Origin of the sequence: Streptomyces lothianensis (assembly GCF_047779955.1) — a bacterium.
GTDB lineage: Bacteria > Actinomycetota > Actinomycetes > Streptomycetales > Streptomycetaceae > Streptomyces.
The window spans coordinates 1-23791 of record NZ_JBLMKT010000053.1 but is presented as its reverse complement, the minus strand read 5'-3'; the positions used below and the strand labels follow the sequence as shown (position 1 = coordinate 23791).

General features: G+C 70.5%; 21 protein-coding genes. 17 read left to right on the top strand and 4 right to left on the bottom strand.

Translation table 11 applies throughout. The features are described 5' to 3' along the window. Positions 1-185: 185 nt before the first annotated feature. A complete protein-coding gene (gene ilvC, locus ACLF6P_RS18530; protein WP_415951592.1) occupies positions 186-1184 on the top strand; it encodes a ketol-acid reductoisomerase in 999 nt (332 codons plus the stop codon). Positions 1185-1425: 241 nt separating this feature from the next. Beyond that, the gene (gene serA, locus ACLF6P_RS18525; RefSeq protein WP_415951591.1) at positions 1426-3030 is read left to right on the top strand and encodes a phosphoglycerate dehydrogenase; all 1605 of its coding nucleotides are present in this window, start codon (positions 1426-1428) and stop codon (positions 3028-3030) included. Positions 3031-3148: 118 nt separating this feature from the next. On the opposite strand, the gene ACLF6P_RS18520 is transcribed toward serA, so the two are convergent. After that, entirely contained in the window at positions 3149-4501 is a 1353-nt protein-coding gene (locus ACLF6P_RS18520; RefSeq protein WP_415951589.1) for a M28 family metallopeptidase, read from the bottom strand. A 277-nt stretch (positions 4502-4778) separates the two neighbouring features. On the opposite strand from ACLF6P_RS18520, the gene ACLF6P_RS18515 reads away from it, so the two are divergent. After that, on the top strand, positions 4779-5360 hold the full coding sequence (locus ACLF6P_RS18515) for a TetR/AcrR family transcriptional regulator (protein ID WP_415951588.1): 582 nt from the start codon (positions 4779-4781) through the stop codon (positions 5358-5360). Here the strand turns inward: ACLF6P_RS18515 and ACLF6P_RS18510 are convergent. After that, positions 5344-6132, bottom strand: coding sequence for an SMI1/KNR4 family protein (locus ACLF6P_RS18510; protein ID WP_415951586.1), 789 nt, complete (start codon positions 6130-6132; stop codon positions 5344-5346). The genes ACLF6P_RS18515 and ACLF6P_RS18510 overlap by 17 nt on opposite strands. A gap of 75 nt (positions 6133-6207) precedes the next feature. After that, entirely contained in the window at positions 6208-7389 is a 1182-nt protein-coding gene (locus ACLF6P_RS18505) for a PucR family transcriptional regulator (RefSeq protein WP_415951585.1), read from the bottom strand. 183 nt (positions 7390-7572) lie between these two features. On the opposite strand from ACLF6P_RS18505, the gene ACLF6P_RS18500 reads away from it, so the two are divergent. The 13 genes from ACLF6P_RS18500 to ACLF6P_RS18440 all read left to right on the top strand — a co-directional run bounded on the left by ACLF6P_RS18500 (position 7573) and on the right by ACLF6P_RS18440 (position 22478). Further along, positions 7573-8499 carry a proline dehydrogenase family protein gene (locus ACLF6P_RS18500; RefSeq protein WP_415951584.1) on the top strand — a complete coding sequence of 309 codons (927 nt, stop codon included), beginning with the start codon at positions 7573-7575 and terminating at the stop codon, positions 8497-8499. Positions 8500-8617: 118 nt separating this feature from the next. After that, positions 8618-10249 carry an L-glutamate gamma-semialdehyde dehydrogenase gene (gene pruA, locus ACLF6P_RS18495; RefSeq protein WP_415951582.1) on the top strand — a complete coding sequence of 544 codons (1632 nt, stop codon included), beginning with the start codon at positions 8618-8620 and terminating at the stop codon, positions 10247-10249. A 171-nt stretch (positions 10250-10420) separates the two neighbouring features. Beyond that, positions 10421-11143: a tyrosine-protein phosphatase gene (locus ACLF6P_RS18490; RefSeq protein ID WP_415951581.1), complete on the top strand. Its 723-nt coding sequence runs from the start codon at positions 10421-10423 to the stop codon at positions 11141-11143. Between the two features lie 148 nt (positions 11144-11291). Then, entirely contained in the window at positions 11292-11594 is a 303-nt protein-coding gene (locus tag ACLF6P_RS18485) for an NIPSNAP family protein (protein ID WP_415951580.1), read from the top strand. Positions 11595-11853: 259 nt separating this feature from the next. Further along, positions 11854-11985 carry a hypothetical protein gene (locus ACLF6P_RS18480; protein ID WP_415951579.1) on the top strand — a complete coding sequence of 44 codons (132 nt, stop codon included), beginning with the start codon at positions 11854-11856 and terminating at the stop codon, positions 11983-11985. A 107-nt stretch (positions 11986-12092) separates the two neighbouring features. Then, on the top strand, positions 12093-13133 hold the full coding sequence (locus ACLF6P_RS18475; protein WP_415951578.1) for a 3-isopropylmalate dehydrogenase: 1041 nt from the start codon (positions 12093-12095) through the stop codon (positions 13131-13133). Between the two features lie 332 nt (positions 13134-13465). After that, the gene (locus ACLF6P_RS18470; protein ID WP_415951577.1) at positions 13466-14554 is read left to right on the top strand and encodes a branched-chain amino acid aminotransferase; all 1089 of its coding nucleotides are present in this window, start codon (positions 13466-13468) and stop codon (positions 14552-14554) included. 191 nt (positions 14555-14745) lie between these two features. Continuing rightward, entirely contained in the window at positions 14746-15531 is a 786-nt protein-coding gene (gene ureA / locus ACLF6P_RS18465) for an urease subunit gamma (RefSeq protein ID WP_415951576.1), read from the top strand. Further along, positions 15528-17249 (top strand): urease subunit alpha, encoded by a 1722-nt coding sequence (locus ACLF6P_RS18460; protein WP_415951575.1) that lies wholly within the window; start codon positions 15528-15530, stop codon positions 17247-17249. Before ureA ends, ACLF6P_RS18460 begins: the two co-directional genes overlap by 4 nt. Positions 17250-17331: 82 nt before the next feature. Next, positions 17332-18360 (top strand): agmatine deiminase family protein, encoded by a 1029-nt coding sequence (locus ACLF6P_RS18455; protein WP_415951574.1) that lies wholly within the window; start codon positions 17332-17334, stop codon positions 18358-18360. A 132-nt stretch (positions 18361-18492) separates the two neighbouring features. Beyond that, positions 18493-19101 carry a TetR/AcrR family transcriptional regulator gene (locus tag ACLF6P_RS18450; protein WP_415951572.1) on the top strand — a complete coding sequence of 203 codons (609 nt, stop codon included), beginning with the start codon at positions 18493-18495 and terminating at the stop codon, positions 19099-19101. A gap of 313 nt (positions 19102-19414) precedes the next feature. Next, a complete protein-coding gene (gene cimA, locus ACLF6P_RS18445) occupies positions 19415-21058 on the top strand; it encodes a citramalate synthase (protein ID WP_415951570.1) in 1644 nt (547 codons plus the stop codon). Between the two features lie 82 nt (positions 21059-21140). After that, entirely contained in the window at positions 21141-22478 is a 1338-nt protein-coding gene (locus tag ACLF6P_RS18440) for a hypothetical protein (RefSeq protein ID WP_415951569.1), read from the top strand. 42 nt (positions 22479-22520) lie between these two features. On the opposite strand, the gene ACLF6P_RS18435 is transcribed toward ACLF6P_RS18440, so the two are convergent. Continuing rightward, positions 22521-23126, bottom strand: a complete 606-nt coding sequence (locus ACLF6P_RS18435; RefSeq protein ID WP_415951567.1) for a YceI family protein — start codon at positions 23124-23126, stop codon at positions 22521-22523. A 354-nt stretch (positions 23127-23480) separates the two neighbouring features. Here ACLF6P_RS18435 and ACLF6P_RS18430 point away from each other — a divergent pair. Then, positions 23481-23791, top strand: a 311-nt coding sequence (locus ACLF6P_RS18430) for a carboxyl transferase domain-containing protein (RefSeq protein ID WP_415951565.1), incomplete at its 3' end; no start/stop codon positions are given.

Below are 23791 nucleotides of genomic sequence, written 5' to 3'. Positions count from 1 at the left end.
CACCCAGGCACCACCGCACCACCCGCACCACCCGCACCCAGGCACCACCGCACCAAGCGGGCCCGCACCAGTACCGAGCGGCCCGCACCGCCCGTATCCCGAGACCGCAACTCCCCATAAGCCCCGCCCCACGTACTGTGAGGGCAGCACGCGAAGACCGCGTTTTCTGCAAGGAGAGATCCCAAGTGGCCGAGCTGTTCTACGACTCCGACGCCGACCTGTCCATCATCCAGGGCCGCAAGGTCGCGGTCATCGGATACGGCAGCCAGGGCCACGCCCACGCGCTGTCGCTGCGCGACTCGGGCGTCGACGTCCGCGTCGGTCTGCACGAGGGCTCCAAGTCCAAGGCGAAGGCCGAGGAGGAGGGCCTGCGCGTGGTCACGCCCGCCGAGGCCGCCGCCGAGGCCGACGTGATCATGGTCCTGGTCCCGGACCCGATCCAGGCCAAGGTCTACGAAGAGTCGATCAAGGACAACCTCAAGGCCGGCGACGCGCTGTTCTTCGGCCACGGCCTGAACATCCGCTTCGGCTTCATCAAGCCCCCGGCCGACGTCGACGTCTGCATGGTCGCCCCGAAGGGCCCGGGCCACCTCGTGCGCCGCCAGTTCGAGGAGGGCCGCGGCGTTCCGTGCATCGCCGCCGTCGAGCAGGACGCCACCGGCAACGCCTTCGCGCTCGCCCTCTCGTACGCGAAGGGCATCGGCGGCACCCGCGCCGGCGTCATCAAGACCACCTTCACCGAGGAGACCGAGACCGACCTGTTCGGTGAGCAGGCCGTGCTCTGCGGTGGCGCCTCCGCGCTGGTCAAGGCGGGCTTCGAGACCCTTGTTGAGGCCGGTTACCAGCCCGAGATCGCCTACTTCGAGTGCCTGCACGAGCTGAAGCTCATCGTCGACCTCATGTACGAGGGCGGCCTGGAGAAGATGCGCTGGTCGATCTCCGAGACCGCCGAGTGGGGCGACTACGTCACCGGCCCGCGGATCATCACCGACGCCACCAAGGCCGAGATGAAGAAGGTCCTCGGCGAGATCCAGGACGGCACCTTCGCCAACAACTGGATGAAGGAGTACGAGGCGGGCCTGCCCAAGTACAACGAGTACAAGAAGCAGGACGAGAGCCACCTCCTGGAGACCACCGGCAAGGAGCTGCGCAAGCTCATGAGCTGGGTCGACAGCGAGAAGTAGGCAGTAGGGCGTGAGGGGCCGGACCATAGGGGTCCGGCCCCTTCGTACAAGAACTGGACACGCTGTACAGCCACGTCCGAGTGATCCTTCCGCTCCGGCGGAAAACAGGGCCTTCGGCCCCACTACACTGCGAACTACATACGCGTCAGGCCCACAGCGTCGTGCGTCTTCCACGCGGCAAGCCACTCCACCGCGGACGTCCTCGGGACGGCCGTCCGCACCGGAACATGTGAGGACTCACGTGAGCACTGCTGCCACCGGCAAACCTGTCGTACTCATCGCCGAAGAGCTGTCGCCCGCGACCGTCGACGCCCTGGGCCCGGACTTCGAGATCCGGCACTGCAGCGGAGCGGACCGCGCCGAGCTGCTGCCCGCCATTGCCGACGTGGACGCGATCCTGGTCCGCTCGGCCACCAAGGTCGACGCCGAGGCCGTCGCCGCCGCGAAGAAGCTGAAGGTCGTCGCCCGCGCCGGTGTCGGCCTCGACAACGTCGACGTCTCCGCCGCCACCAAGGCCGGCGTCATGGTCGTCAACGCGCCGACCTCCAACATCGTCACCGCCGCCGAGCTCGCCTGCGGCCTGCTCATCGCCACCGCGCGCAACATCCCGCAGGCCAACACCGCTCTGAAGAACGGCGAGTGGAAGCGCTCCAAGTACACCGGTGTCGAGCTCAGTGAGAAGACCCTCGGTGTCGTCGGCCTCGGCCGCATCGGTGTCCTGGTCGCGCAGCGCATGTCGGCCTTCGGGATGAAGGTCGTCGCCTACGACCCGTATGTGCAGCCCGCGCGCGCCGCCCAGATGGGCGTCAAGCTGCTCTCGCTCGACGAGCTCCTCGAGACCGCCGACTTCATCACCGTGCACCTGCCCAAGACGCCCGAGACCCTCGGTCTCATCGGCGACGAGGCCCTGCACAAGGTCAAGCCGCACGTCCGCATCGTCAACGCCGCGCGCGGCGGCATCGTGGACGAGGACGCGCTGTACGCGGCGCTCAAGGAGGGCCGCGTCGCCGGCGCCGGGCTCGACGTGTACGCGAAGGAGCCCTGCACGGACTCCCCGCTCTTCGAGCTCGACCAGGTCGTCTGCACCCCGCATCTGGGCGCGTCCACGGACGAGGCGCAGGAGAAGGCCGGTATCGCCGTCGCCAGGTCGGTACGCCTCGCGCTCGCCGGTGAGCTGGTCCCCGACGCGGTGAACGTGCAGGGCGGTGTCATCGCCGAGGACGTACGTCCGGGTCTGCCGCTCGCCGAGAAGCTGGGCCGGATCTTCACCGCCCTCGCCGGCGAGGTGGCCGTACGGCTCGACGTCGAGGTCTGCGGCGAGATCACGCAGCACGACGTCAAGGTGCTCGAACTCTCCGCCCTGAAGGGCGTCTTCGAGGACGTCGTCGACGAGACCGTCTCGTATGTGAACGCCCCGCTGTTCGCGCAGGAGCGCGGCGTCGAGGTGCGGCTGACCACCTCCAGCGAATCGCCCGACCACCGCAACCTCGTCACCGTGCGCGGCACGCTCTCGGGCGGTGAGGAGGTCGCGGTCTCCGGCACGCTCGCCGGGCCCAAGCACCACCAGAAGATCGTCGGCATCGGTGAGCACGAGATCGAGCTGTCCCTCGCCGACCACATGGTCGTACTGCGGTACGCGGACCGCCCGGGTGTGGTCGGCACCGTCGGCCGCGTCCTCGGTGAGGCCGGGCTCAACATCGCCGGGATGCAGGTCTCGCGCGCCGAGGAGGGCGGCGAGGCGCTCGCCGTCCTGACCGTGGACGACACCGTGCCCGCCGGTGTGCTCACCGAGCTCGCCGCGGAGATCGGGGCGACCTCGGCCCGCTCGGTCAACCTCGCGGACTAGTTCCTGCGTCGCCGGGCCCGGGCCACCGCTTCACCGCGATGACCCGGGCCCTTCGCGTACCCCTGTGCGCGTGGCGCCGTCAGCCCGTACGGGCTACGGCCCGTACGGGCTACGGCGCTCAGAACGTCAGCTTCCAGCCGTTGATCTTGCCGACGTCCCAGCGCGCGACGTCCTGGACCCGCAGCTTCCAGTCGCCGTCGGCCGCCTCGGAGGAGGCGTCCACGGTGTACGTGGCCACCACGTCGTCCGCCGAATCGCCGCCCGAGGAGTTCTTCAGGCGGTACGCGGTGCCGTCCGGCGCGAGCAGATCGATCACCAGGTCACCGCGCCAGGTGTGCGTGATGTCCACACCGACCTTCAGCGCGGCGGGCGCGTTGCCCGTACGTCCGCTGACGGTGATGGTCGAGGTGACGGCGGGCCCGTTGTCCGGGATGGCGACGTCGGCCGGGTTCTCGTAGACATCACCCGGCGGCTGCGTGGGCTCGGTGCCCAGCGTCCAGACCGCGTACGCGGCCGCGTCGCTGTTGCGGTCGAGGGCCGTGTCGCTGATGTTCGCCGTCGTGTCGCAGGAGGAGTGGTAGCAGCGGTCGAAGGCCTGCCCCGCCGTGCCGCCCCACTTCTGCGCCTGGGCGCTGGTCTTGCGGTTGCTCGCGCCGGTGAACAGACCGCCCACGGGGATGCCGGCGTTCTTGAACGAGGCGTGGTCGGAGCGGCCGTCGCCCTCGGTCTCGATCTCGGTCGGCACGCCGATGCCCGCGAAGTAGTCCTTGAAGGTCTGCTCGATGACCGGGTCGTCGTCGTAGACGAAGTAGCCGGGGTTGGGCGAGCCGATCATGTCGAAGTTCAGATAGCCGCTGATCTTCGATCGTTCCGCCGACGGCAGGTTGCCGACGTAGTACTGGGAGCCGCGCAGCCCCAGCTCCTCGGCTCCCCACCAGGCGAACCGCAGATGCTTGGTGGGCTCCAGCTGCGCCCGGGAGACGGCGAGCGCGGTCTCCAGAACGGCCGCGGAACCCGAGCCGTTGTCGTTGATGCCGGGCCCGGAGGAGACGCTGTCGAGGTGGGCGCCGGACATCACGACGGCGTCCGGGTCGCCGCCCGGCCAGTCGGCGATCAGGTTGTACCCGGTGGAGAAGTTCGCCGTGAACTGCTGCACGGTCGTGGTGAATCCGGCCGCGTCGAGCTTGGCCTTCACATAGTCGAGGGAGGCCTTGTAGCCGGGTCGGCCGTGGGCGCGGTTGCCGCCGTTGGCGGCGGCTATGGAACTCAGCTCGTTCAGATGCGCCTTGACGTTGGAGAGCGGGATGTCGGGTGCGGCGAGCGCGCCGGGCGCGGGGGCCGCCGAGGTCTGTGCCTCGGGGGCCGCCATGGCCTGGGGTGCTACGGAGGCGAGCAGCCCGCCGAGTGCGAGAGCGGTACCGGCCACCAGGCGTCTGGTGCGCGGGGCTCTGCCGGAGACGGAGAGTTTCATGTGGGGGCTCCGATTCGGATTCCGTGCAGGACAGGACGGAACGTACGAGACGCCCCACGGCCGGTGGGGCTGCGGGGCGCTGGAGCTGTGCATGATGCGTGTCCGCATCCTGGGGGCGGAACTGATGAGACGTCAAGAGCGAGAATCGGACGGGAAGTACCGGAATCCGTGCACGTTCCCAGCCGTGCGCGCGGGCGATGTCTGGAGCCCTGGTGGCGAACACTCGTCATGTACGGCTGTCTTGTACGGGTGTCTAGAGTCCGGATAGCCTGCTCGGATGGGACACCGCGAAGATCTGCTCGAAGGCGCCAAGCGCTGTCTGCTGGCCAAGGGGTTCGCGCGCACCACGGCACGTGACATCGTCAAGGAGTCCGGGACGAACCTGGCCTCGATCGGCTACCACTATGGCTCGAAGGACGTGCTGCTCGGCGAGGCGTACGTAACCCTGGTCGGCGAGGCGTCCGTGCGCGGGGAGGCGGAGTTCTCCTCGCCCCCCGGTTCGCTGGAGCGCTTCGAGGAGATCTGGGGCGGCGTCATCGCGACGGTGAGCGAGCCCGACTCGGTCTGGCGCCTCGGCATCGAGATCATCGCGATGGGCGACAGGCTGCCCGCGGTACGGGACTACCTGGCGCGGCAGCAGGCCGAGGGCGGGCGCGGGTTCGTCGCGCTGCTCATGGGCACCGAGGAATCCGCCGTGCCCGACGACGAGGCCGCGACCCTCGGCAAGTTCCTCACCACGCTGATGACCGGTCTCATCGCCCAGTACGCCTTCTCTCCCGAGACCGCCCCGAGCGCACGGGAGCTGACGGAGGGGCTGCGGCGGGTACTCGAATCCTCCCGCGTCACTCGTAGTACATGAACCAGTGGGTGCCGAAATAGCGGGCCATCGTGTACGGGTGGTGCGGATCGACGAGGATGCGGCAGACGAACTCGCCGGCCGGGCAGCCGAAGAGGAGGTCCTCGCCGTCGAAGGACCTGACCACGACAGGCCAAAGGTCGGGGTCGTCACCGTCGGACCGCCAGCAGTACAGATCCTCGTGCTCCGTGCCCGCCCAGATGAGCAGCCCCTCGTCCCTGAGGTCCGTCCACGGCTCCTGGTTCAGGCCCAGGTAGCCGTCGAACGCGCCCTCGCCGAACGTCTCGACCATGCGCTTGTAGTCGCTCGGCAGGGCAGTGCCCAGGCGCGACTCGACCTCCGCCCAGTCCAGGTCCGGCCGACGGGCGGGCTGTGTCCAGCCGGTGATCCGTATGAGCCGTTGCATCCAGTCGACGTCCTCGTCGGGGGCGATCGCCAAGAGTGCGGGCACCTCCCTGCGAGCGACCACGAGTACCGGCCGCTCTGCCCCCTCGGCCTCCCGCGCCGTACCGGTGCCGATCCACTGATCCCCGTACGCCCACGCGCGTATCGTCACCGCCCGGTCTTCGAAGGGGACGAGCAGAGCCGCACCCTTGGACTCGTCGACCGTCGGATCGGTGAAGCCGTCCAGGACGAGGGTGCGCGGGGCACCGAATCTGTCGGCCAGCAGGTCGGTCAGGTCCTGCGGATCCAGGTCGGCAGGCAGGTACAGGTGGCCGTCCTCCGGGCCGAGTCGGATCAGCAGGTCGCTGACGGTCGATTGCGTGAGGTCCATGGCGGACAGTGAAGCGCACCCCACTGACAACGGACCTGCTGATGAGCCGCCTTCTGCCGACGAAGTCGCGGATGCCTAACCGCCGTGCAGACGCGCGGTCTTGAGTGCCATGTGCAGCAGCAGTCGGTCCTCGCCTTCGTCCAGGTCGAGGTCCGTGAGCTGTTCGATGCGGGAGAGGCGGTAGTAGAGGGTCTGGCGGTGGATGCCGAGGGCCGCGGCCGTGCGGCCGGCCTGGCCCGCGTGGTCGAGGAAGACCTCGGCGGTGTGGGCGAGTTCGGGGTGGCGCAGCAGCGCGGTGGCCGCCGGGTCGTGGGCGGCGGCCGCCGGGAGTGCGGTCAGCAGGCGGTACGGGCCGAGCGCCGACCATTCGGCGATGGGCGCCGTGTCGTGCGTACGGGATGAGGCCGCGCCCTCGGCGCGTTGCCGTGCCGCGGCCGTACGGGCGGCGGCGAGCGCCTCGTGCCAGGCCTCGGGCAGCTCGGCGAGCCCGCGCCGCGCACCCCCGACACCCGCCGCCGCACCCGCAGGCGCGGAGGTGAGCAGCCGGGTCGCGAGGGCGCGGGCGGGGGAGAGGGCATCGGCGGCGCGCACCCGGACCAGCGCGGCGAAAGCCGGAGTGTCCTCCGTGTCCGCCGCGGGCGGCACGGTGCAGGCGGCCACGGTGCCCGGGACCCGGGCGGGACCGCTGCCCTCGGCGGGCCAGGGGCTGACGCAGACGACCGCGAGCAGATCGTCCGCGCCCGGGCCGAGCGCGGCGCGCAGGGCCGCCACCGCCATGTCGCGCTGCCAGCCTCGGCCGCTGGTCAGGACGGCCCGCAGCTCGCGGGCCACGTCCTCGCCCGCGCTCGCCTCGTCGGCGAGCAGCACGCCGATGCGTTCCGTCACCTCCATGGCGGCGGTGAGCTGCTCCGGGCTCGGGCCCGGGTCGGTGTCCAGGAGCCAGACGTAGCCGTGGACGAAGCCGCCGTGGCGTACGGGGAGGCAGATCCGCGCGGTGCGCACGCCCGCGTCGGGGGAGGCGGGGATACGGACGGGCCGGGTGGCGCGGGTGATGCCGTAGCCCTCGAACCAGGTGCGGACGGCGGCGGTGGACTTCCTCGTCAGGATCGACCGGGTGCGGACCGGGTCCATGTCGGCCTCGTCGTCGCTGTCGTGCGCGCCGAAGGCGATGAGGCGGAAGTCCCGGTCCTCCAGGGTCGCGGGTGCCCCGAGGAGGGCCGAGATCTCGTCCACTAGGTCCTGGTAGTCGCCCTTCACGGGGTCATTCTAGGTGGACCTCATACAGATGTACGAGATTCCCCGCACCGATGCGTGACACCTGTAGATGGACCCGATTCGGCGCGATCCTTAGGTTTCACGGTGGTTCTCCGTGCCGTTCCCGGATCGTTGACGTTTTCTGGTGCGGCGCCCCTGACCCCACGAAAAAATGGAGGTGCCCCCGTGCTGGGTCCCGTGATCCTCGCCGCGTCGCGCAGCGACAAGATGCGCCGTTTTGTCTCCGCCGCGCCGGGCACCAAGCAGGTCGTCGCCCGCTTCATCGCCGGCGAGGGCCTCGACCAGGTCATCCCGATCGTCGAGGAGACCGCCGCGAAGGGCCTCGAGGTCACCCTCGACGTGGTCGGTGAGGACATCACCACACCCGAGCAGTCCTACGCCGCACGGGACGCCTACCTCGTGCTCATCGAGCGCCTGAAGGAGCTGGGCCTGGGCACCAAGGCCGAGATGTCCGTGAAGCTCTCCATGTTCGGCCAGGCGCTGGAGGGCGGCCACGAGCTCGCCCTCGCCAACATCCGCCCCGTCGTAGAGGCCGCCGCCGCCATCGGCACCACGGTTACGCTGGACGCGGAGGACCACACCACCCTCGACTCGATGTTTGCCATCCACGAAGAGCTGCGGAAGGACTTCCCGCAGACGGGCTGCGTCATCCAGGCCTACCTCTTCCGCACCGAGGACGACGCCCGCCGCCTCGCCGAGGCCGGCTCCCGCGTCCGTATCGTCAAGGGCGCCTACAAGGAGCCCGCCGAGGTCGCGTACCAGGACAAGGCCGAGATCGACAAGGCGTACGTCCGCATCCTGAAGATCCTGATGGACGGCGACGGGTACCCGATGATCGGCTCCCACGACCCGCGCCTCATCGCCATCACCCAGGAGCTCGCCCGCCGCGCGGGCCGCAAGCCCGCCGACTACGAGTTCCAGATGCTGTACGGCATCCGCAGCGAGGAGCAGCTGCGCCTCGCGGCCGAAGGCCACCGGATGCGGGTCTACACCGCGTACGGAACCGACTGGTACGGCTACTTCATGCGCCGTCTCGCGGAGAAGCCCGCCAACCTGCTCTTCTTCGCCCGCTCGATCCTCACGAAGGGCTGAGCACCCGCTCGAAAGCGTTCGACCGCTCGACCGCTCGACCGACCGAAACGCTGGAAACCGGACGAAACCGCTCCAGACCGCTCGCAACGACACCCCTCACAAAGGAGTTCAGGTACTCATGGACGCTGTAACCCAGGTCCCCACTCCCGTCAACGAGCCGGTGCACGGCTACGCCCCCGGCTCCCCCGAGCGCGCCCGCCTGGAGGTCAAGCTCAAGGAGCTGGCGGAGAACCCCATCGATCTGCCGATGACCATCGGCGGCGAGAAGCGGATGGGCGGCGGCGAGCCGTTCCAGGTCGTGCAGCCGCACAACCACGGCTCCGTCCTCGGTACGTTCCGCAACGCCACGCAGCAGGACGCCCAGGACGCGGTCGACGCCGCCCTGGCCGCCGCCCCGGCGTGGCGTGCGATGTCCTTCGACGACCGCGCCGCGATCATCCTGCGCGCCGCCGAGCTGCTCTCCGGCCCCTGGCGCGAGACGCTGGCCGCCTCCACAATGCTCGGCCAGTCGAAGACCGCCCAGCAGGCCGAGATCGACACCCCCTGCGAGCTCATCGACTTCTGGCGCTTCAACGTCGCCTACGCCCGCAAGATCCTGGCCGAGCAGCCGCCGGCCAACTCGCCGGGCGTCTGGAACCGTCTGGACCACCGCCCGCTCGAAGGCTTCGTCTACGCGATCACGCCGTTCAACTTCACGGCCATCGCCGGCAACCTGCCGACCGCCCCGGCCCTCATGGGCAACGTGGTCGTCTGGAAGCCGTCCCCGACGCAGACCCACGCCGCCGTCCTGCTGATGCAGCTCCTGGAGGAGGCCGGTCTCCCCAAGGGCGTCATCAACCTGGTGACCGGTGACGGCCTCGCCGTCTCCGACGTCGCGCTCGAGCACCCGATGCTCGCGGGCATCCACTTCACCGGCTCGACCAAGACCTTCCAGCACCTATGGAAGACGGTCGGCAACAACATCGAGAAGTACCGCTCGTACCCGCGCATCGTCGGCGAGACCGGCGGCAAGGACTTCGTCGTCGCGCACCCGAGCGCCGACCCGGCGACCCTGAAGACCGCGCTGACCCGGGGCTCCTTCGAGTTCCAGGGCCAGAAGTGCTCGGCCTCCTCGCGTGCCTACGTCCCGGTCTCCATCTGGAACAACGGCTTCAAGGAGGAGTTCGCGGCCGAGGTCGACTCCATCGCCATGGGCGATGTCACCAACCTCGACAACTTCATCGGCGCCGTCATCGACGAGCGCGCCTTCGCGAAGAACAAGGCCGCGATCGACCGCGCCGCCGCCGACCCGAGCTGCACGATCGTCGCGGGCGGCACCTACGACGACTCGGTCGGCTACTTCGTCCGCCCGACCGTCATCGAGTGCACCGACCCGGCCAACGAGGTCTTCACCACCGAGTACTTCGGCCCGATCCTCGCCGTCCACGTCTACGAGGACGAGGCCTACGACGAGATGCTGGCGCAGATGGAGTCCGTCTCGGCCTACGCCCTGACCGGCTCGATCATCGCCGGTGACCGTGCCGCCGCGGCCGACGCGATGGAGAAGCTCCGCTACGCCGCGGGCAACTTCTACATCAACGACAAGTCGACCGGCGCCGTCGTCGGCCAGCAGCCCTTCGGCGGCGGCCGTGCCTCCGGCACCAACGACAAGGCGGGTGCCCCGCAGAACCTGATGCGGTGGACGCTGACGCGGGCCATCAAGGAGACCCTGGTCTCCCCGACGGACTACCGCTACCCGCACATGGGCTGACCCGAGCCCCGGCCGTACGGCCCGGCCGTGTCCGCTCGCCCGGACACGGCCACACGGCCACCCCTGGGGGCCGACACCCCGCCCCCTCCCCAGATTCCGCCCCCGTCCGGACCCCACATCCGGACGGGGGCGGTTCTTCGTGCCCACGGCGTGGATGGCATCGTGATCGTCATGACCACGACGAGCGCGGAGCGGGATCTGCACTGGGACGGCTGCCACAACGTGCGCGACCTCGGCGGGCTCGGACGCGTCCGGCGCGGCGCGCTCGTACGGGCCGACGGCCTCGACAAGCTGACCGGGAACGGCTGGGCGGCCGCGTACGCCCACGGGATACGCACCGTCGTGGACCTCCGGGAGCCGGACGAGTACGGGACGGATGCCGCGCCCCGGCCGGAGGGGATCACCACGGTGCGCGTCGAACTCGACGGAATGGAGGAGGACCGCGAGTTCTGGGGGCGGTGGACCGAGGACTGGCGCTGGGGCACGCCGCGGTTCTACGGCCCGTTCATGCAGCGCTTCCCGCACCGGATCGCGGCGGCCGTGGCGGCCGTCGCGCAGGCCGCGCCCGGCGGGGTCGCCTTCCACTGCGCGGCCGGGCGGGACCGCACCGGCAACATCGCCCTCGTCCTCCTCACGCTGCTCGGCGCCACATCCCAGGAGATCGCCGCGGACTACGTGCGCAGCCGGGCGAACATGGCCGCGCTCGAAGCCGCCACGGGCCGGTCCTCGCACCAGGACACCATCGACGCGGCCTACGCCGAGCACGGCTGGGACGCCTACGCGGACATGGTCGAGGCCGCGGAGGCCCTGGCCGCCGAAGTATCCGCCCTGACCGCCCTGACCGCCCGGCTCGACCCCGCCGACCTCACCGCCCTCCGCTCCCGCACGGCCTGAGCGGGCAGAGCAGGCAGGCGGCCCGGGCGGTCGGGCACCTCCTCAGCGGTCAGGGCGGGCAGGCGGTCCGGCAGTCGCGGCCGGACGGGCGAGGGCCGGCCGGCGCACGACCGGTGACCCTCGTCCCTCCAGCGGGCATCATCACCCCGTGATCACGATTCATCTGCGGTACGAGATCGACCCGGACCGGATCGCCGACTTCGAGGAATACGGCCGCCGCTGGGTCGACCTCGTCAGCCGCTTCGGCGGCTCACACCATGGCTACTTCCTGCCCGGGGAAGACGACAGCGACATCGCCTACGCCCTGTTCTCCTTCCCCACCCTCGCCGCGTACGAGCGCTATCGCACCGACTCCATGGCCGATCCGGAGTGCCAGGAGGCCTTCGAGCTGGCCCGCAGGACCAACTGCATCCGGAGGTACGAGCGACGCTTCCTGCGGCCCCTGGGGTGACGGCCGGGGGATTCTTTGCCTGCCGTCTCAGATACTAGGAAGTCCGAGTAACTGTGGAGACAGACCGGCTGAGCTGCCCTAGCTTGGTAGAAGCCGAACGCATCGCTCGATCAAGCGAACGGCGGTTGTGAGCCACGCCCTCGCGCAGGCAACCCCTGCGGGCCCTGGCTCCCCGCCACTCTGGCGTCTCGAGGACTTCCAACCCTCAACCCTGCAGCAACCCCTCCTCCGTACTCCACTCATGCCCCCAGGAGTCAGCATGTCCGAGACGACCACCGCCACCCGTCGCGTCCGCCACGTCACGCGGAACGACTCCGAGCGCAAGAACGCCGCAGCGGCCCTCCAGCGAGCCCTGGACCGTCGCGACAACGGCGGCACCCCCTCCCACTGACCTCCTCGCCCCCGGGTGTGGCACCGCTTCACCCGGGGGCGTGCCCGGTCGGTCCGAATGTTGGACACCCCGTGTCAACAGTTGGAACAACGACTACGGTGCGAACCATGTCTCGACGCATCAATCTCGCAACCATCCCCGGCGACGGAATCGGCCCCGAGGTCGTGGCCCAGGGCCTCAAGACCCTCCGTGCCGTGCTCCCGCAGGACGTGAAGCTCGAGACGCAGGAGTACGACTTCGGCGCCAAGCGGTACCACGCCACGGGCGAGACCCTCACGGACGCCGACATCGAGCAGCTGAAGGCGCACGACGCCATCCTGCTCGGCGCGATCGGCGACCCGAGCGTGCCGAGCGGCGTCCTGGAGCGCGGGTTCCTGCTCAAGCTGCGCTTCGCGTTCGACCACCACGTCAACCTCCGCCCCAGCAGGCTGCTCCCCGGCGTGGGCACCCCCCTCGTCGGCCGCCCGGAGATCGACTTCGTCGTGGTCCGCGAGGGCACCGAGGGCCCGTACACGGGCAACGGCGGCACCATCCGCAAGGGCACCGAGCACGAGGTCGCCACCGAGGTCTCGGTCAACACCGCCTTCGGCGTGGAGCGTGTGGTGCGCGATGCCTTCGCGCGCGCCCAGGCCCGCCCCCGCAAGAAGCTCACGCTCGTGCACAAGAACAACGTGCTCGCGTACGCCGGCCACCTGTGGACCAATGTCTTCAACCAGGTGGCCGAGGAGTTCCCCGAGGTCACCACCGATTACATCCACGTGGACGCCGCGACCATCTACCTGGTCACCGACCCGGGCCGCTTCGACGTGATCGTCACCGACAACCTCTTCGGCGACATCATCACCGACCTGGCCGCGGCCGTCTCCGGCGGCATCGGCGTCGCCGCCTCCGGAAACATCAACCCGAGCGGTGACTTCCCCTCGATGTTCGAGCCCGTGCACGGCTCGGCCCCCGACATCGCGGGCCAGGGCAAGGCCGACCCGACCGCCACGGTCCTGTCCGTGGCCCTCCTCCTGCGCCACCTGGGCTACGAGGCGGAGGCGGCCCGCATCGAGGAGGCCGTCGCCGCCGACCTGGGCGAGCGCGGGGAGACGCCCCGCAGCACCGAGGAGATCGGCGACGCGCTGGCGGTACGCGTCACCGCCTGACGCCCCGCGGACACCGCTCTCCAGGAGGCCGCCGGGCAGGCCGCACAGGCACCCGGCGGCTTCTCGTATCCTCCGCCGGGTGTCACCATCGACCCCATGGGCCGCCGCACGCTGCCGCATCCTGCCGTACGCCGCGCAGCGCGCCGCCTCCCACCCGTTTCGTCCGGGGCCGCACGCGAGCGATAATCGAACGTGGGGCCGCGGCATTCGGGGGAGGAAGCTCTCAGCCGTCCGGGAGATCGCGTGAGGTCGCCAGTGGTGACCGAAGATCGCGTGGATCGAACGGATGCGAGCGCGGTCCGTCACACACGAAACCGGTGAAGGACATCCATATGACGACGCCCACGATCGAGCTCAAGCCCTCCTCGCACCCGCTCTCCGCCGCGGAACGCGAGCAGATCCTGGCCAACCCCGGGTTCGGCCGCCACTTCACCGACCACATGGTGACCATCAAGTGGACCGAAGGCCGCGGCTGGCACGACGGACAGCTCGTGGAGTATGGACCCCTCTCGATCGACCCGGCGAACATGACCCTGCACTACGCGCAGGAGATCTTCGAGGGCCTCAAGGCCTACCGCCAGGCCGACGGCTCCGTCGCCACCTTCCGCCCCGAGAAGAACGCCGAGCGCTTCCGGGCCTCCGCCCGCCGCCTCGCGATGCCGGAGCTGCCGGTCGAGACCTTCATCGAGGCCTGTGACGCGCTGGTCCAGCAGGACAAGGACTGGGTCCCCGCGCACGGCGGCGAGGAGTCCCTGTACCTGCGCCCCTTCATGTTCGCCTCCGAGGTCGGCCTCGGTGTGCGGCCCGCCAACGAGTACCTGTTCATGGTCATCGCCTCGCCCGCCGGCGCGTACTTCCCGGGCGGCGTGCAGCCCGTCTCGATCTGGCTCTCCGAGGACCGCGTCCGCGCCGTCCCCGGCGGCATGGGCGCCGCGAAGACCGGCGGCAACTACGCGGCCTCCCTGCTCGCCCAGGCCGAAGCGGCCTCCAAGGGCTGCGACCAGGTCTGCTACCTCGACGCGGTCGAGCACAAGTGGGTCGAGGAACTCGGCGGCATGAACCTGTACTTCGTGTACGGCGACAGGATCGTCACCCCCGAGCTGACCGGCTCGATCCTCGAGGGCGTCACCCGTGACTCCCTCCTCCAGGTCGCCCGCGACCTCGGCTACGAGGCGAAGGAAGGCCGTATCTCCCTCGACCAGTGGCAGCGCGACGCGCAGAACGGCTCGCTCACCGAGGTCTTCGCCTGCGGCACGGCCGCGGTCATCACCCCCGTCGGCACGGTGAAGTGCAATGCGGGCGAGTGGACCCAGGCGGGCGGCGAGCCCGGCGAGGTCACGATGCGGCTCCGCGAGGCGCTGCTCGACATCCAGCGCGGCAAGGCGGAGGACAAGCACGGCTGGATGCACACGCTGGGCTGATCCCTCTCCGTACGCGCGCCAGGGCCGGACTCCCCTCCACCAGGGGAGTCCGGCCCTTTTTTTGACTCCTGATCCATAGGGAAGCGGGCGCAGAAGGAGAGGGAGAGAGGTCGCTTGCGCCCTTCCTTCCGATCCGGGATGGTCTCGGTTTAGAGTGACACTCTAAAAACCACCGAGGGAAGTGCACCGCCATGCGACTCACCCCCACCGAACGCGACCGCCTGCTGCTCTTCGGCGCCGCCGAGCTGGCCCGCGCCCGCCGGGCCCGTGGCCTCAGGCTCAACGTCCCGGAGGCCACCGCGCTGATCGCCGACACCGTCTGCGAGGCGGCCCGCGACGGGCTGCGGCTCGCGGAGGCGATCGAGCGCGCCCGTGGCGTCCTCGGCCCCGAGGACGTGCTGCCGGGCGTCGCGGACGTGGTGACCGAGGTGCATGTGGAGGCCGTCTTCGACGACGGCTCCCGGCTCGCCGTCGTCTCCGGTCCGCTGGCCGACGGCTCGCTGACCGGCGGCTCGCTGGGCGAGGGCGCGCCGGGAGCGGTCCTGCCCGGCCCGGAGCACGAGGAGCCCGGAGCGGCGGTACGTATCGCCGTACGCAACACCGCGACCGTCCCCGTCAGCGTCACCTCGCACTTCCACTTCTTCGAGGCCAACCCACGCCTCGACTTCGACCGCTCGGCGGCGTACGGGATGCGGCTCGCGATCCCGGCCGGTTCCTCCGTACGGTTCGGGCCCGGCGAAGCGGCCGAGGTCGGGCTCGTACCGATCGGCGGCGAGCGGATCGCCATCGGCTTCGCAGGGCTCGTCGACGGACCGCTGGACGCACCCGGCGCCCGCGAACAGGCGCTGAGCCGCGCCGCGGCCTGCGGCTACCTCGGCGCCCAATCCCACACCGACGGAGCCCGACCTCACACCGACGGCGCGCAATCCCGCACCGACGGCGCCCGATCCCACACCGACAAGGAGGCCCGGCGATGAGCCGCCCCGGAGGCCACCCCGCCGAAGCCCGTCGGCTGACCCCGCAGGAGTACGCGGCCACGCACGGCCCCCGCGCGGGCGACCGTGTGGTCCTCGGCGACTCGGGCCTGGTGGTCCGCGTCGAGGCCGACTCGCAGGCCTACGGCGAGGAGTTCCTCGCGGGCTTCGGGAAGACGGCCCGCGACGGGCTGCACCTCAAGGCCGCCGCCGTGCGCGAGACCTGCGATGTGGTGATCAGCAATGTCCTGGTCATCGATGCCGTGCAGGGCATCCGCAAGACCTCGATCGGCATCCGCGAGGGCCGCATCCACGCGATCGGCCGGGCCGGGAACCCGGACACCCTCGACGGCGTGGACGTGGTGGTCGGCACGGGCACCACGATCGTCTCCGGCGAGGGTCTGATCGCCACCGCCGGAGCCGTGGACACCCATGTCCACCTGCTCTCGCCGCGCATCATGGAGGCCTCCCTCGCCTCCGGTGTCACCACGGTCATCGGCCAGGAGTTCGGCCCGGTGTGGGGCGTCGGCGTCAACTCGCCGTGGGCGCTGAAGCACGCCTTCAACGCCTTCGACGCCTGGCCCGTGAACATCGGCTTCCTGGCCCGCGGCTCCTCCTCCCACGAGGCCCCGCTCGTGGAGGCCCTTGCCGAGGGCGGTGCCTGCGGCTTCAAGGTGCACGAGGACATGGGCGCGCACACCCGCGCCCTGGACACGGCCCTGCGGGTGGCCGACGAACACGACGTGCAGGTCGCCCTGCACAGCGACGGCCTGAACGAATGCCTCTCGGTCGAGGACACCCTGAGCGTCCTCGACGGCCGTACGATCCACGCCTTCCACATCGAGGGCTGCGGCGGCGGCCACGTCCCCAACGTCCTGAAGATGGCGGGCGTGCCCAACGTCATCGGTTCCTCCACCAACCCCACGCTGCCCTTCGGCCGGGACGCGGTCGCCGAGCACTACGGGATGATCGTCTCCGTACACGACCTCAAGACCGATCTGCCGGGCGATGCCGCCATGGCCCGCGACCGGATCCGCGCCGGAACCATGGGCGCCGAGGACGTCCTGCACGACCTGGGCGCCATCGGCATCACCTCCTCCGACGCGCAGGGCATGGGGCGCGCGGGCGAGACGGTCCGCCGTACGTTCGCGATGGCGGGCAAGATGAAGGCCGAACTCGGCCCGCTGGACGGCGACGGAGCGCACGACGACAACGCGCGCGTGCTGCGCTACCTCGCCAAGCTCACCATCAACCCGGCGCTCGCCCACGGCCTCGCCCACGAGATCGGCTCGATCGAGACCGGCAAGCTCGCCGACATCGTGCTCTGGCAGCCCGCGTACTTCGGCGCGAAGCCGCAGCTGGTCCTCAAGGCGGGCTTCCCGGCCTTCGGGGTCACGGGTGATCCGAACGCCGCCACCGACACCTGCGAACCCCTGGTCCTCGGACCGCAGTTCGGCGCGCACGGCGCGACGGCCGCCGAACTCTCGGTGGCCTTCGTCTCCCAGGCGGCCGCCGCGCTCGACGGCGACCGGCTGCCCACCCGCCGACGCCGCGTCGGCATCCGCGGCACACGCGGCATCGGCCCGGGGGACCTGCACCTGAACTCCCGGATCGGCGCGGTCGACGTGGACGCCCGAAGCGGCCTCGTCACGCTCGACGGGCGGCCGATGCGCTCGGACCCGGCCGAATCCGTGTCCCTGAACCGCCTCTACTTCCTCTGAACCGCGCCCGGCCTTACCCCCTGCCCCACCCCACCCCCACCCCCATACTCACCCCCCACCCCACCCCATCGAGGATCACGTCATGACCTTCCGTATGCCCGCCGAATGGGCGCCGCACGAGCGCACCTGGATGGCCTGGCCGGGCCCCAACATCACCTTCTCCGGCGAGCAGGAACTCGCCGAGTCGCGGGAGGCCTGGGCGACGGTCGCCCGCGCCGTGCGCCGCTTCGAACCGGTCACCGTCGTGCACGGCCCCGGCCAGGCGGAATCGGCGCGCGCACTGCTCGGCCCGGACATCGACCTGGTGGAGCGCGAGCTCGACGACGCCTGGATGCGGGACATCGGGCCCACCTTCGTGCTCGGGCCCGAGGGCGAACTGGCAGCAGTGGACTGGGTGTTCAACGGCTGGGGCGCCCAGGACTGGGCGCGCTGGGAACACGACGCCAAGATCGCCTCGTACGTGGCCGATCTCGCCGGAGTCCCCGTGCACGGCTCGCCGCTCGTGAACGAGGGCGGCGGCATCCACGTCGACGGCCAGGGCACCGTACTGCTCACCGAGACCGTGCAGCTGGGCCCCGAGCGCAATCCGGGCTGGACCCGCGAGCAGGTCGAGGCGGAGATCCACGCGAAGCTCGGCACCACCAAGGCCATCTGGCTCAAGCGCGGCCTGAGCGCCGACTATCCTCCGCACGGCTACGGCACCCTCGGCCATGTCGACATCGTCGCGGCCTTCGCCGCACCCGGTGTGATCGTGGCGCACACCCAGCCCGATCCGAGCCATCCCGATCACGACATCTGCCGCGAGAACGTCGAGTTTCTGCGCACCCGGACCGATGCCAGGGGCCGCCGGATCGAGGTCGTCGAGGTCCCGGCGCCGACGAAGGTGCGCGGCGAGGACGGCGGCTGGGCCGACTACTCGTACATCAACCACTACCTCTGCAACGGCGGCGTCGTCCTCTGCGCCTTCGACGACCCGCGCGACGAGCAGGCGGCCGGAATCTTCCGCCGCCTGTTCCCGGACCGTACGGTCACGCTGGTCGACGCCCGTACGATCTTCGCGGGCGGGGGCGGCATCCACTGCATCACCCAGCAGCAGCCGCGCACCCGCTGAGCCGTACGCACCGAGTCGTACGCACGGCGCGCACGCACCCAGCCGTACGCACGGCGCGCACGCACCGAGTCGTACGCGCCGACGAACAAAAGCGCCGACGACGGACGCCGGAGCCTGGAGGATCAGCCCGAGATGAGCACCACCCCGCGCCTGCGCAAGCATGCCCCGCCCCGCGAGGACGTGCTTGCCGCGGCCATGCGGATGGTCGCCGAAGGCGGGCTCGACCGGCTCACCATGGCGGCGCTCGGCCGGGCCGTCGGCATGAGTAGCGGACACCTCCTCTACTACTTCAGGACCAAGGACGAACTGCTCCTGCAGACCCTGGAGTGGAGCGAGGGCCGCCTGGGCGAGCAGCGCGGCAGGCTGCTCACCGAGGAGGCCTCCGTACGCGAGCGCCTGGACGCGTACGTCGACCTGTACGTGCCGTCCGGGTCCGGTGATCCGCACTGGGCGCTGTGGATGGAGGTCTGGAACCGCTCCCCGTACGCCGATGCCGCCGTCGGGGCCGGGCGCCGACAGGTCGCCATCGAGGGCGCCTGGCACCGCGATCTGGTCGCCCTGCTCGCCCAGGGCGTCTCCCGCGGGGAGTTCGTGTCCCACGACCCCGAGCGGTTCGCCGTGCGGCTGCGCGCGCTGCTCGACGGTTTCTCGGTCCACGTGGCCGTCGGGCTGCCGGGCACGGACCGCGGGCAGGTCCTCGCCCACGTACGGGAGTTCCTGGACGAGGCGCTCGCGCGCTGAGGTGGCGCGGCTCACCGACCGCATCCTGAGACGGAGTACGGACACGGTCACGGCCTGTGCAAGACTGCGTCCGTGCTCTCGTTCGCCATGATTATGGGCAGCAGGCGCGCCGGTCCGCAGTGACCGCCCCGTACCGACCGACGTACGGGCGGACACCGTCGTCCTCGACCCGCGCGCAGACCTCTCGCACCCGCGAGGGGTTTTTTCGTTTTCCGGCCCACCCGCAGCCGGCGGCGGAGCGTCAGGGATCATAGGAGGACGGCGGAACCGGTCATTCCGGTCAGACCGATATCCGAAACCAGGAGCCAGCAGCATGACCCGAGCCACGGACCACGCGCACGATACGGATGGGCCCGCCGCTTCCGAGGATCCCCGCGACGCGTTCCACGTCTTCGACACCACCCTGCGCGACGGCGCGCAGCGCGAGGGCATCAACCTCACCGTCGCGGACAAGCTGACCATCGCGCGGCACCTGGACGACTTCGGCGTCGGCTTCATCGAGGGCGGCTGGCCGGGCGCCAACCCCCGCGACACGGAGTTCTTCGCGCGAGCCGCCGAGGAGATCAACTTCCGGCACGCACAGTTGGTGGCCTTCGGTGCCACCCGCCGCGCCGGTGTGAAGGTCGAGGACGATCCGCAGGTCAGGGCGCTGCTCGCGTCCGGCGCCCCGGTGATCACCCTGGTCGCCAAGTCCCATGACCGCCATGTCGAACTGGCCCTGCGCACCACCCTCGACGAGAACCTCGCGATGATCGCCGAGACCGTGGCGTACCTGCGCGAGCAGGGCCGCCGGGTCTTCGTCGACTGCGAGCACTTCTTCGACGGCTATCGCGCCAACCCTGCCTACGCGAAGTCCGTGGTCCACGCGGCGCACGAGGCGGGCGCGGAGGTCGTCATCCTCTGCGACACCAACGGCGGCATGCTGCCCGCGCAGGTGCAGGCCGTTCTCGCCACGGTGCTCGCCGACACCGGAGCGCGGCTGGGCATCCACGCCCAGGACGACACCGGCTGTGCGGTGGCCAACACCCTCGCCGCCGTGGACGCGGGCGCCACGCACGTGCAGTGCACGGCGAACGGCTACGGCGAGCGGGTCGGCAACGCCAACCTCTTCCCGGTCGTCGCCGCCCTGGAGCTCAAGTACGGCAAGCGTGTGCTCCCCGAGGACTCCCTCAAGGAGATGACCCGGATCTCGCACGCCATCGCCGAGGTCGTCAACCTGACCCCGTCCACCCACCAGCCCTACGTGGGCGTCTCGGCCTTCGCTCACAAGGCGGGCCTGCACGCCTCCGCGATCAAGGTCGATCCGGACCTGTATCAGCACATCGACCCCGAGCTGGTCGGCAACACCATGCGGATGCTGGTCTCCGACATGGCCGGACGCGCCTCCGTCGAGCTCAAGGGCAAGGAACTGGGCGTCGACCTCGGCGGCGACCGGGAACTGGTCGGCCGCGTGGTCGAGCGGGTCAAGGAACGCGAGCTGAAGGGCTACACGTACGAGGCGGCCGACGCCTCCTTCGAACTGCTGCTGCGCGAGGAGGCCGAGGGCCGCGCCCGCCGCTACTTCCGCGTCGAATCCTGGCGCGCCATCGTCGAGGACCTGCCCGACGGCACCCACGCCAACGAGGCCACGGTGAAACTGTGGGCCAAAGGTGAGCGGATCGTCACCACGGGTGAGGGGAACGGCCCGGTCAACGCCCTCGACAACGCCCTGCGCCGTGGCCTCGAACGCATCTACCCGCAACTCGCCAAGCTGGAGCTCGTCGACTACAAGGTCCGCATCCTGGAAGGTGCCCACGGCACCGAGTCCACCACCCGCGTCCTGATCTCCACGGCGGACGGCCAGGGCGAATGGGCCACGGTCGGCGTCGCGGACAACGTGATCGCGGCCTCCTGGCAGGCCCTGGAGGACGCGTACACCTACGGGCTGCTGCGCGCGGGAGTCGAGCCCACGGAGTAGCCGGCGCGCTCAGGGGGCCGCTCCCGGAAATACGGGCCGCCGGGCCCCCTCATCCGCCCGCCCGCTGCGTTAGCTTCGAAGTATGAGAAAGCTTACGAAGCGGACCAACGGAGCAAGGCGGATTTCGATCGCCCTGTCCGGGCTGCTGCTTGCCCTGGGGGCCGCCTTCGCGGCGGCGCCCGGGGCGTACGCCGCTTCGGACATCCCCACCGTGGCGGAGGGGTTGGAGAAGGGCCCGGTGTACGTGGATCTGGCGGCGACGGGCCTGCTGCCGGGCTCCGAGGCGGATGCGCTGACGGAGCAGATCAAGGACTCGGGCAAGCCGGTCTTCCTCGCCGTGTTGCCCGCGGACTTCCCGACCTCACCGGACGACTTCACCGCGCTGCGAGCGGCCGTGGGCGAGCCGGGCGTGTACGGGGTGCTGCGCGGCGACACCTTCGCCGTACGGGCGGACTCGTCGGTGCTCTCCCAGGAGGCGGCGCAGAACCTGCAGACCCTTGGCAACGCCGCCGGCCTCGACGCGTATGTGGACGCGGCGACCCGTGACGCGCGCGGGAGTGCACCCTCCTCGTGGGGCCTCGCCGACGAGGGTGCCGCGACCGGCGCCCTGGTGACCCTCGGCGCGGTCGCCGCGGCGGGCGGCGCGGGCGCGTACGTCTTGGTCAAGCGCAGGAAGCGCAAGCGGGCCGAGGAGAACCGGGCCGCCCTCGACCAGCTGCGCGTGGTCGTGGACGAGGACATCACGGCCTTCGGCGAGGAACTCGAGCGCCTCGACTTCCACCCGGGTGAACAGGGCGCCACCGATGTGATGCGCCAGGACTACGAGCGGGCCCTCGACTCCTACGAGCAGGCCAAGTCGATCATGGCCTCGGCGCAGCGCCCCGAGGACGTGAAGGGCGTGACGGAGGCCTTGGAGGACGGCCGTTTCTCCCTCGCCGTGCTCGCCGCGCGGCGCGAGGGGCGCGAGCTGCCCGAACGCCGGCTTCCCTGCTTCTTCGACCCGCGTCACGGCCCCTCGGTGGCGGACGCCTCCTGGGCGCCGCCCGGCGGGCCGGTGCGTGCCGTGCCGGTGTGCGCGGCCGACAAGGCCCGGATCGACGACGGCGAGGACCCGGCGGTCCGCACCGTCGACACCGACCAGGGCCCCCGCCCGTACTACGAGGCGGGCCCCGCCTACGGCCCCTGGGCGGGCGGCTACTTCGGCGGCGGCATTCTCCCGGGCCTCCTCATGGGCACGATGCTCGGCTCCATGATGTCCAGCCCGGCCTACGCCTACTCGGACCCGTCGACGGGCGGCTGGGACGCGGGCGGAGGCACGGGCGGAGACTCCGGCTCCGGCTCCGATTTCGGCTCCGGCGATTTCGGCGGCGGTTTCGGAGACGGCGGCGGAGGCTTCGGCGACTTCGGCGGGGGCTTCTGACCCGGCCCCGCCCGGGACGGGGCCCCTCGGGCCCCGGGTGGTTCACGCGCTGCGGATCGCCGAGATGTCGAAGACGAGTTTGATCTTGTCGGAGACGAGGACGCCGCCCGTCTCCAGCTTCGCGTTCCAGGTCAGCCCCCACTCGGAGCGCAGCAGCTCGGCCTTGCCCTCGAAGCCGACCCGCTCGTTGCCGAAGGGGTCCTTCGCCGCACCGTTGAACTCCAGGTCGATGGTGATCGGCTTGGTGACGTCCTTGATCGTCAGGTCACCGGTGATCCGGTAGTCGTCCCCGCCGAGCGCCTGGGCCGAGGTGGAGCGGAACGACATCGCCGGGAACTTCTCCACGTCGAAGAAGTCGGCGCTCCTGAGGTGGTTGTCCCGGTCGCCCTGCCCCGTCTCGATGCTCTCCATCTTCACGTCGAGGGTGGCCGTCGACTGCGTCGGGTCGCTGCCGTCGAGGTGGAGGGTGCCTTCGAAGTCGTGGAACGAGCCCTTGACGTTCGTGACCATCGCGTGGCGCGCGGTGAAGCCGAGCGTGGTGTGCGCAGGGTCGAGCGTGTAGTCACCGGTGAGTGAGGCCAGCTCCGGGTTGACGGGGGCGGGGGTGCCGGCTGCGGCGGACTCGTTCTTGCGGCCGAAGATGCCCATGTCGTGCTCTCCTTGGGGACGCGCCGCGGGCGGTCTTTCCGCGGCGGGGGTGTGGGTCCGGTCGGAGGGGCCGGATCCGTTGACGGGTCCCACGGTAGACCCATTTGGTTTAAGCTTCAACAGTCGCGAGCGGCTCCCGCGGCGTGTTGCGGCGAGGTGGTCCGCATGGCGTAACGTGCCCGCGTGTCACCGCTCCGTAGACCCATTGTGAGACCTCCACAACGAGAGCACCCCTTGAGCAGTCGGTTCGCCTGCACCGCACCGGGCTTCTGTCCGGGGGTACCAGGAAAACGGGCCGGAGACTGTGCGAAGTCGACGGACCGTTTCCCGGCCGGTGCTTCGTAAGGTCGCTACATGACCGTTTTGGATGAGGCTGCTCTTGCCGGCGGCGAGCCCACCGACGCCCGCGGGCGTGTGGCCGAACTGCACGCGATCCGTGCCAAGGCCGTCGCAGGACCGAGCGAGAAGGCCACCGAGGCCCAGCACGCCAAGGGCAAGCTGACCGCACGGGAGCGCATCGAACTGCTCCTGGACGCAGGCTCCTTCAAGGAGGTCGAGCAGCTGCGCCGGCACCGGGCGACCGGTTTCGGCCTGGAGAGCAAAAAGCCCCACACCGACGGTGTCATCACCGGCTGGGGCACGGTCGAGGGCCGCACGGTCTTCGT

Excerpts from the sequence above, each read along its gene's own strand:
- ACLF6P_RS18440 (WP_415951569.1), top strand. The coding sequence starts at position 21,141 with ATGAGAAAGCTTACGAAGCGGACCAACGGAGCAAGGCGGATTTCGATC.
- ACLF6P_RS18480 (WP_415951579.1), top strand. The coding sequence starts at position 11,854 with ATGTCCGAGACGACCACCGCCACCCGTCGCGTCCGCCACGTCACGCGG.
- ACLF6P_RS18520 (WP_415951589.1), bottom strand. The coding sequence starts at position 4,501 with ATGAAACTCTCCGTCTCCGGCAGAGCCCCGCGCACCAGACGCCTGGTG.
- ACLF6P_RS18490 (WP_415951581.1), top strand. The coding sequence starts at position 10,421 with ATGACCACGACGAGCGCGGAGCGGGATCTGCACTGGGACGGCTGCCAC.
- ACLF6P_RS18515 (WP_415951588.1), top strand. The coding sequence starts at position 4,779 with ATGGGACACCGCGAAGATCTGCTCGAAGGCGCCAAGCGCTGTCTGCTG.
- cimA (WP_415951570.1), top strand. The coding sequence starts at position 19,415 with ATGACCCGAGCCACGGACCACGCGCACGATACGGATGGGCCCGCCGCT.
- ACLF6P_RS18475 (WP_415951578.1), top strand. The coding sequence starts at position 12,093 with ATGTCTCGACGCATCAATCTCGCAACCATCCCCGGCGACGGAATCGGC.
- ACLF6P_RS18435 (WP_415951567.1), bottom strand. The coding sequence starts at position 23,126 with ATGGGCATCTTCGGCCGCAAGAACGAGTCCGCCGCAGCCGGCACCCCC.
- ACLF6P_RS18510 (WP_415951586.1), bottom strand. The coding sequence starts at position 6,132 with ATGGACCTCACGCAATCGACCGTCAGCGACCTGCTGATCCGACTCGGC.
- ACLF6P_RS18455 (WP_415951574.1), top strand. The coding sequence starts at position 17,332 with ATGACCTTCCGTATGCCCGCCGAATGGGCGCCGCACGAGCGCACCTGG.
- ACLF6P_RS18460 (WP_415951575.1), top strand. The coding sequence starts at position 15,528 with ATGAGCCGCCCCGGAGGCCACCCCGCCGAAGCCCGTCGGCTGACCCCG.
- pruA (WP_415951582.1), top strand. The coding sequence starts at position 8,618 with ATGGACGCTGTAACCCAGGTCCCCACTCCCGTCAACGAGCCGGTGCAC.
- ACLF6P_RS18470 (WP_415951577.1), top strand. The coding sequence starts at position 13,466 with ATGACGACGCCCACGATCGAGCTCAAGCCCTCCTCGCACCCGCTCTCC.
- ureA (WP_415951576.1), top strand. The coding sequence starts at position 14,746 with ATGCGACTCACCCCCACCGAACGCGACCGCCTGCTGCTCTTCGGCGCC.
- ACLF6P_RS18450 (WP_415951572.1), top strand. The coding sequence starts at position 18,493 with ATGAGCACCACCCCGCGCCTGCGCAAGCATGCCCCGCCCCGCGAGGAC.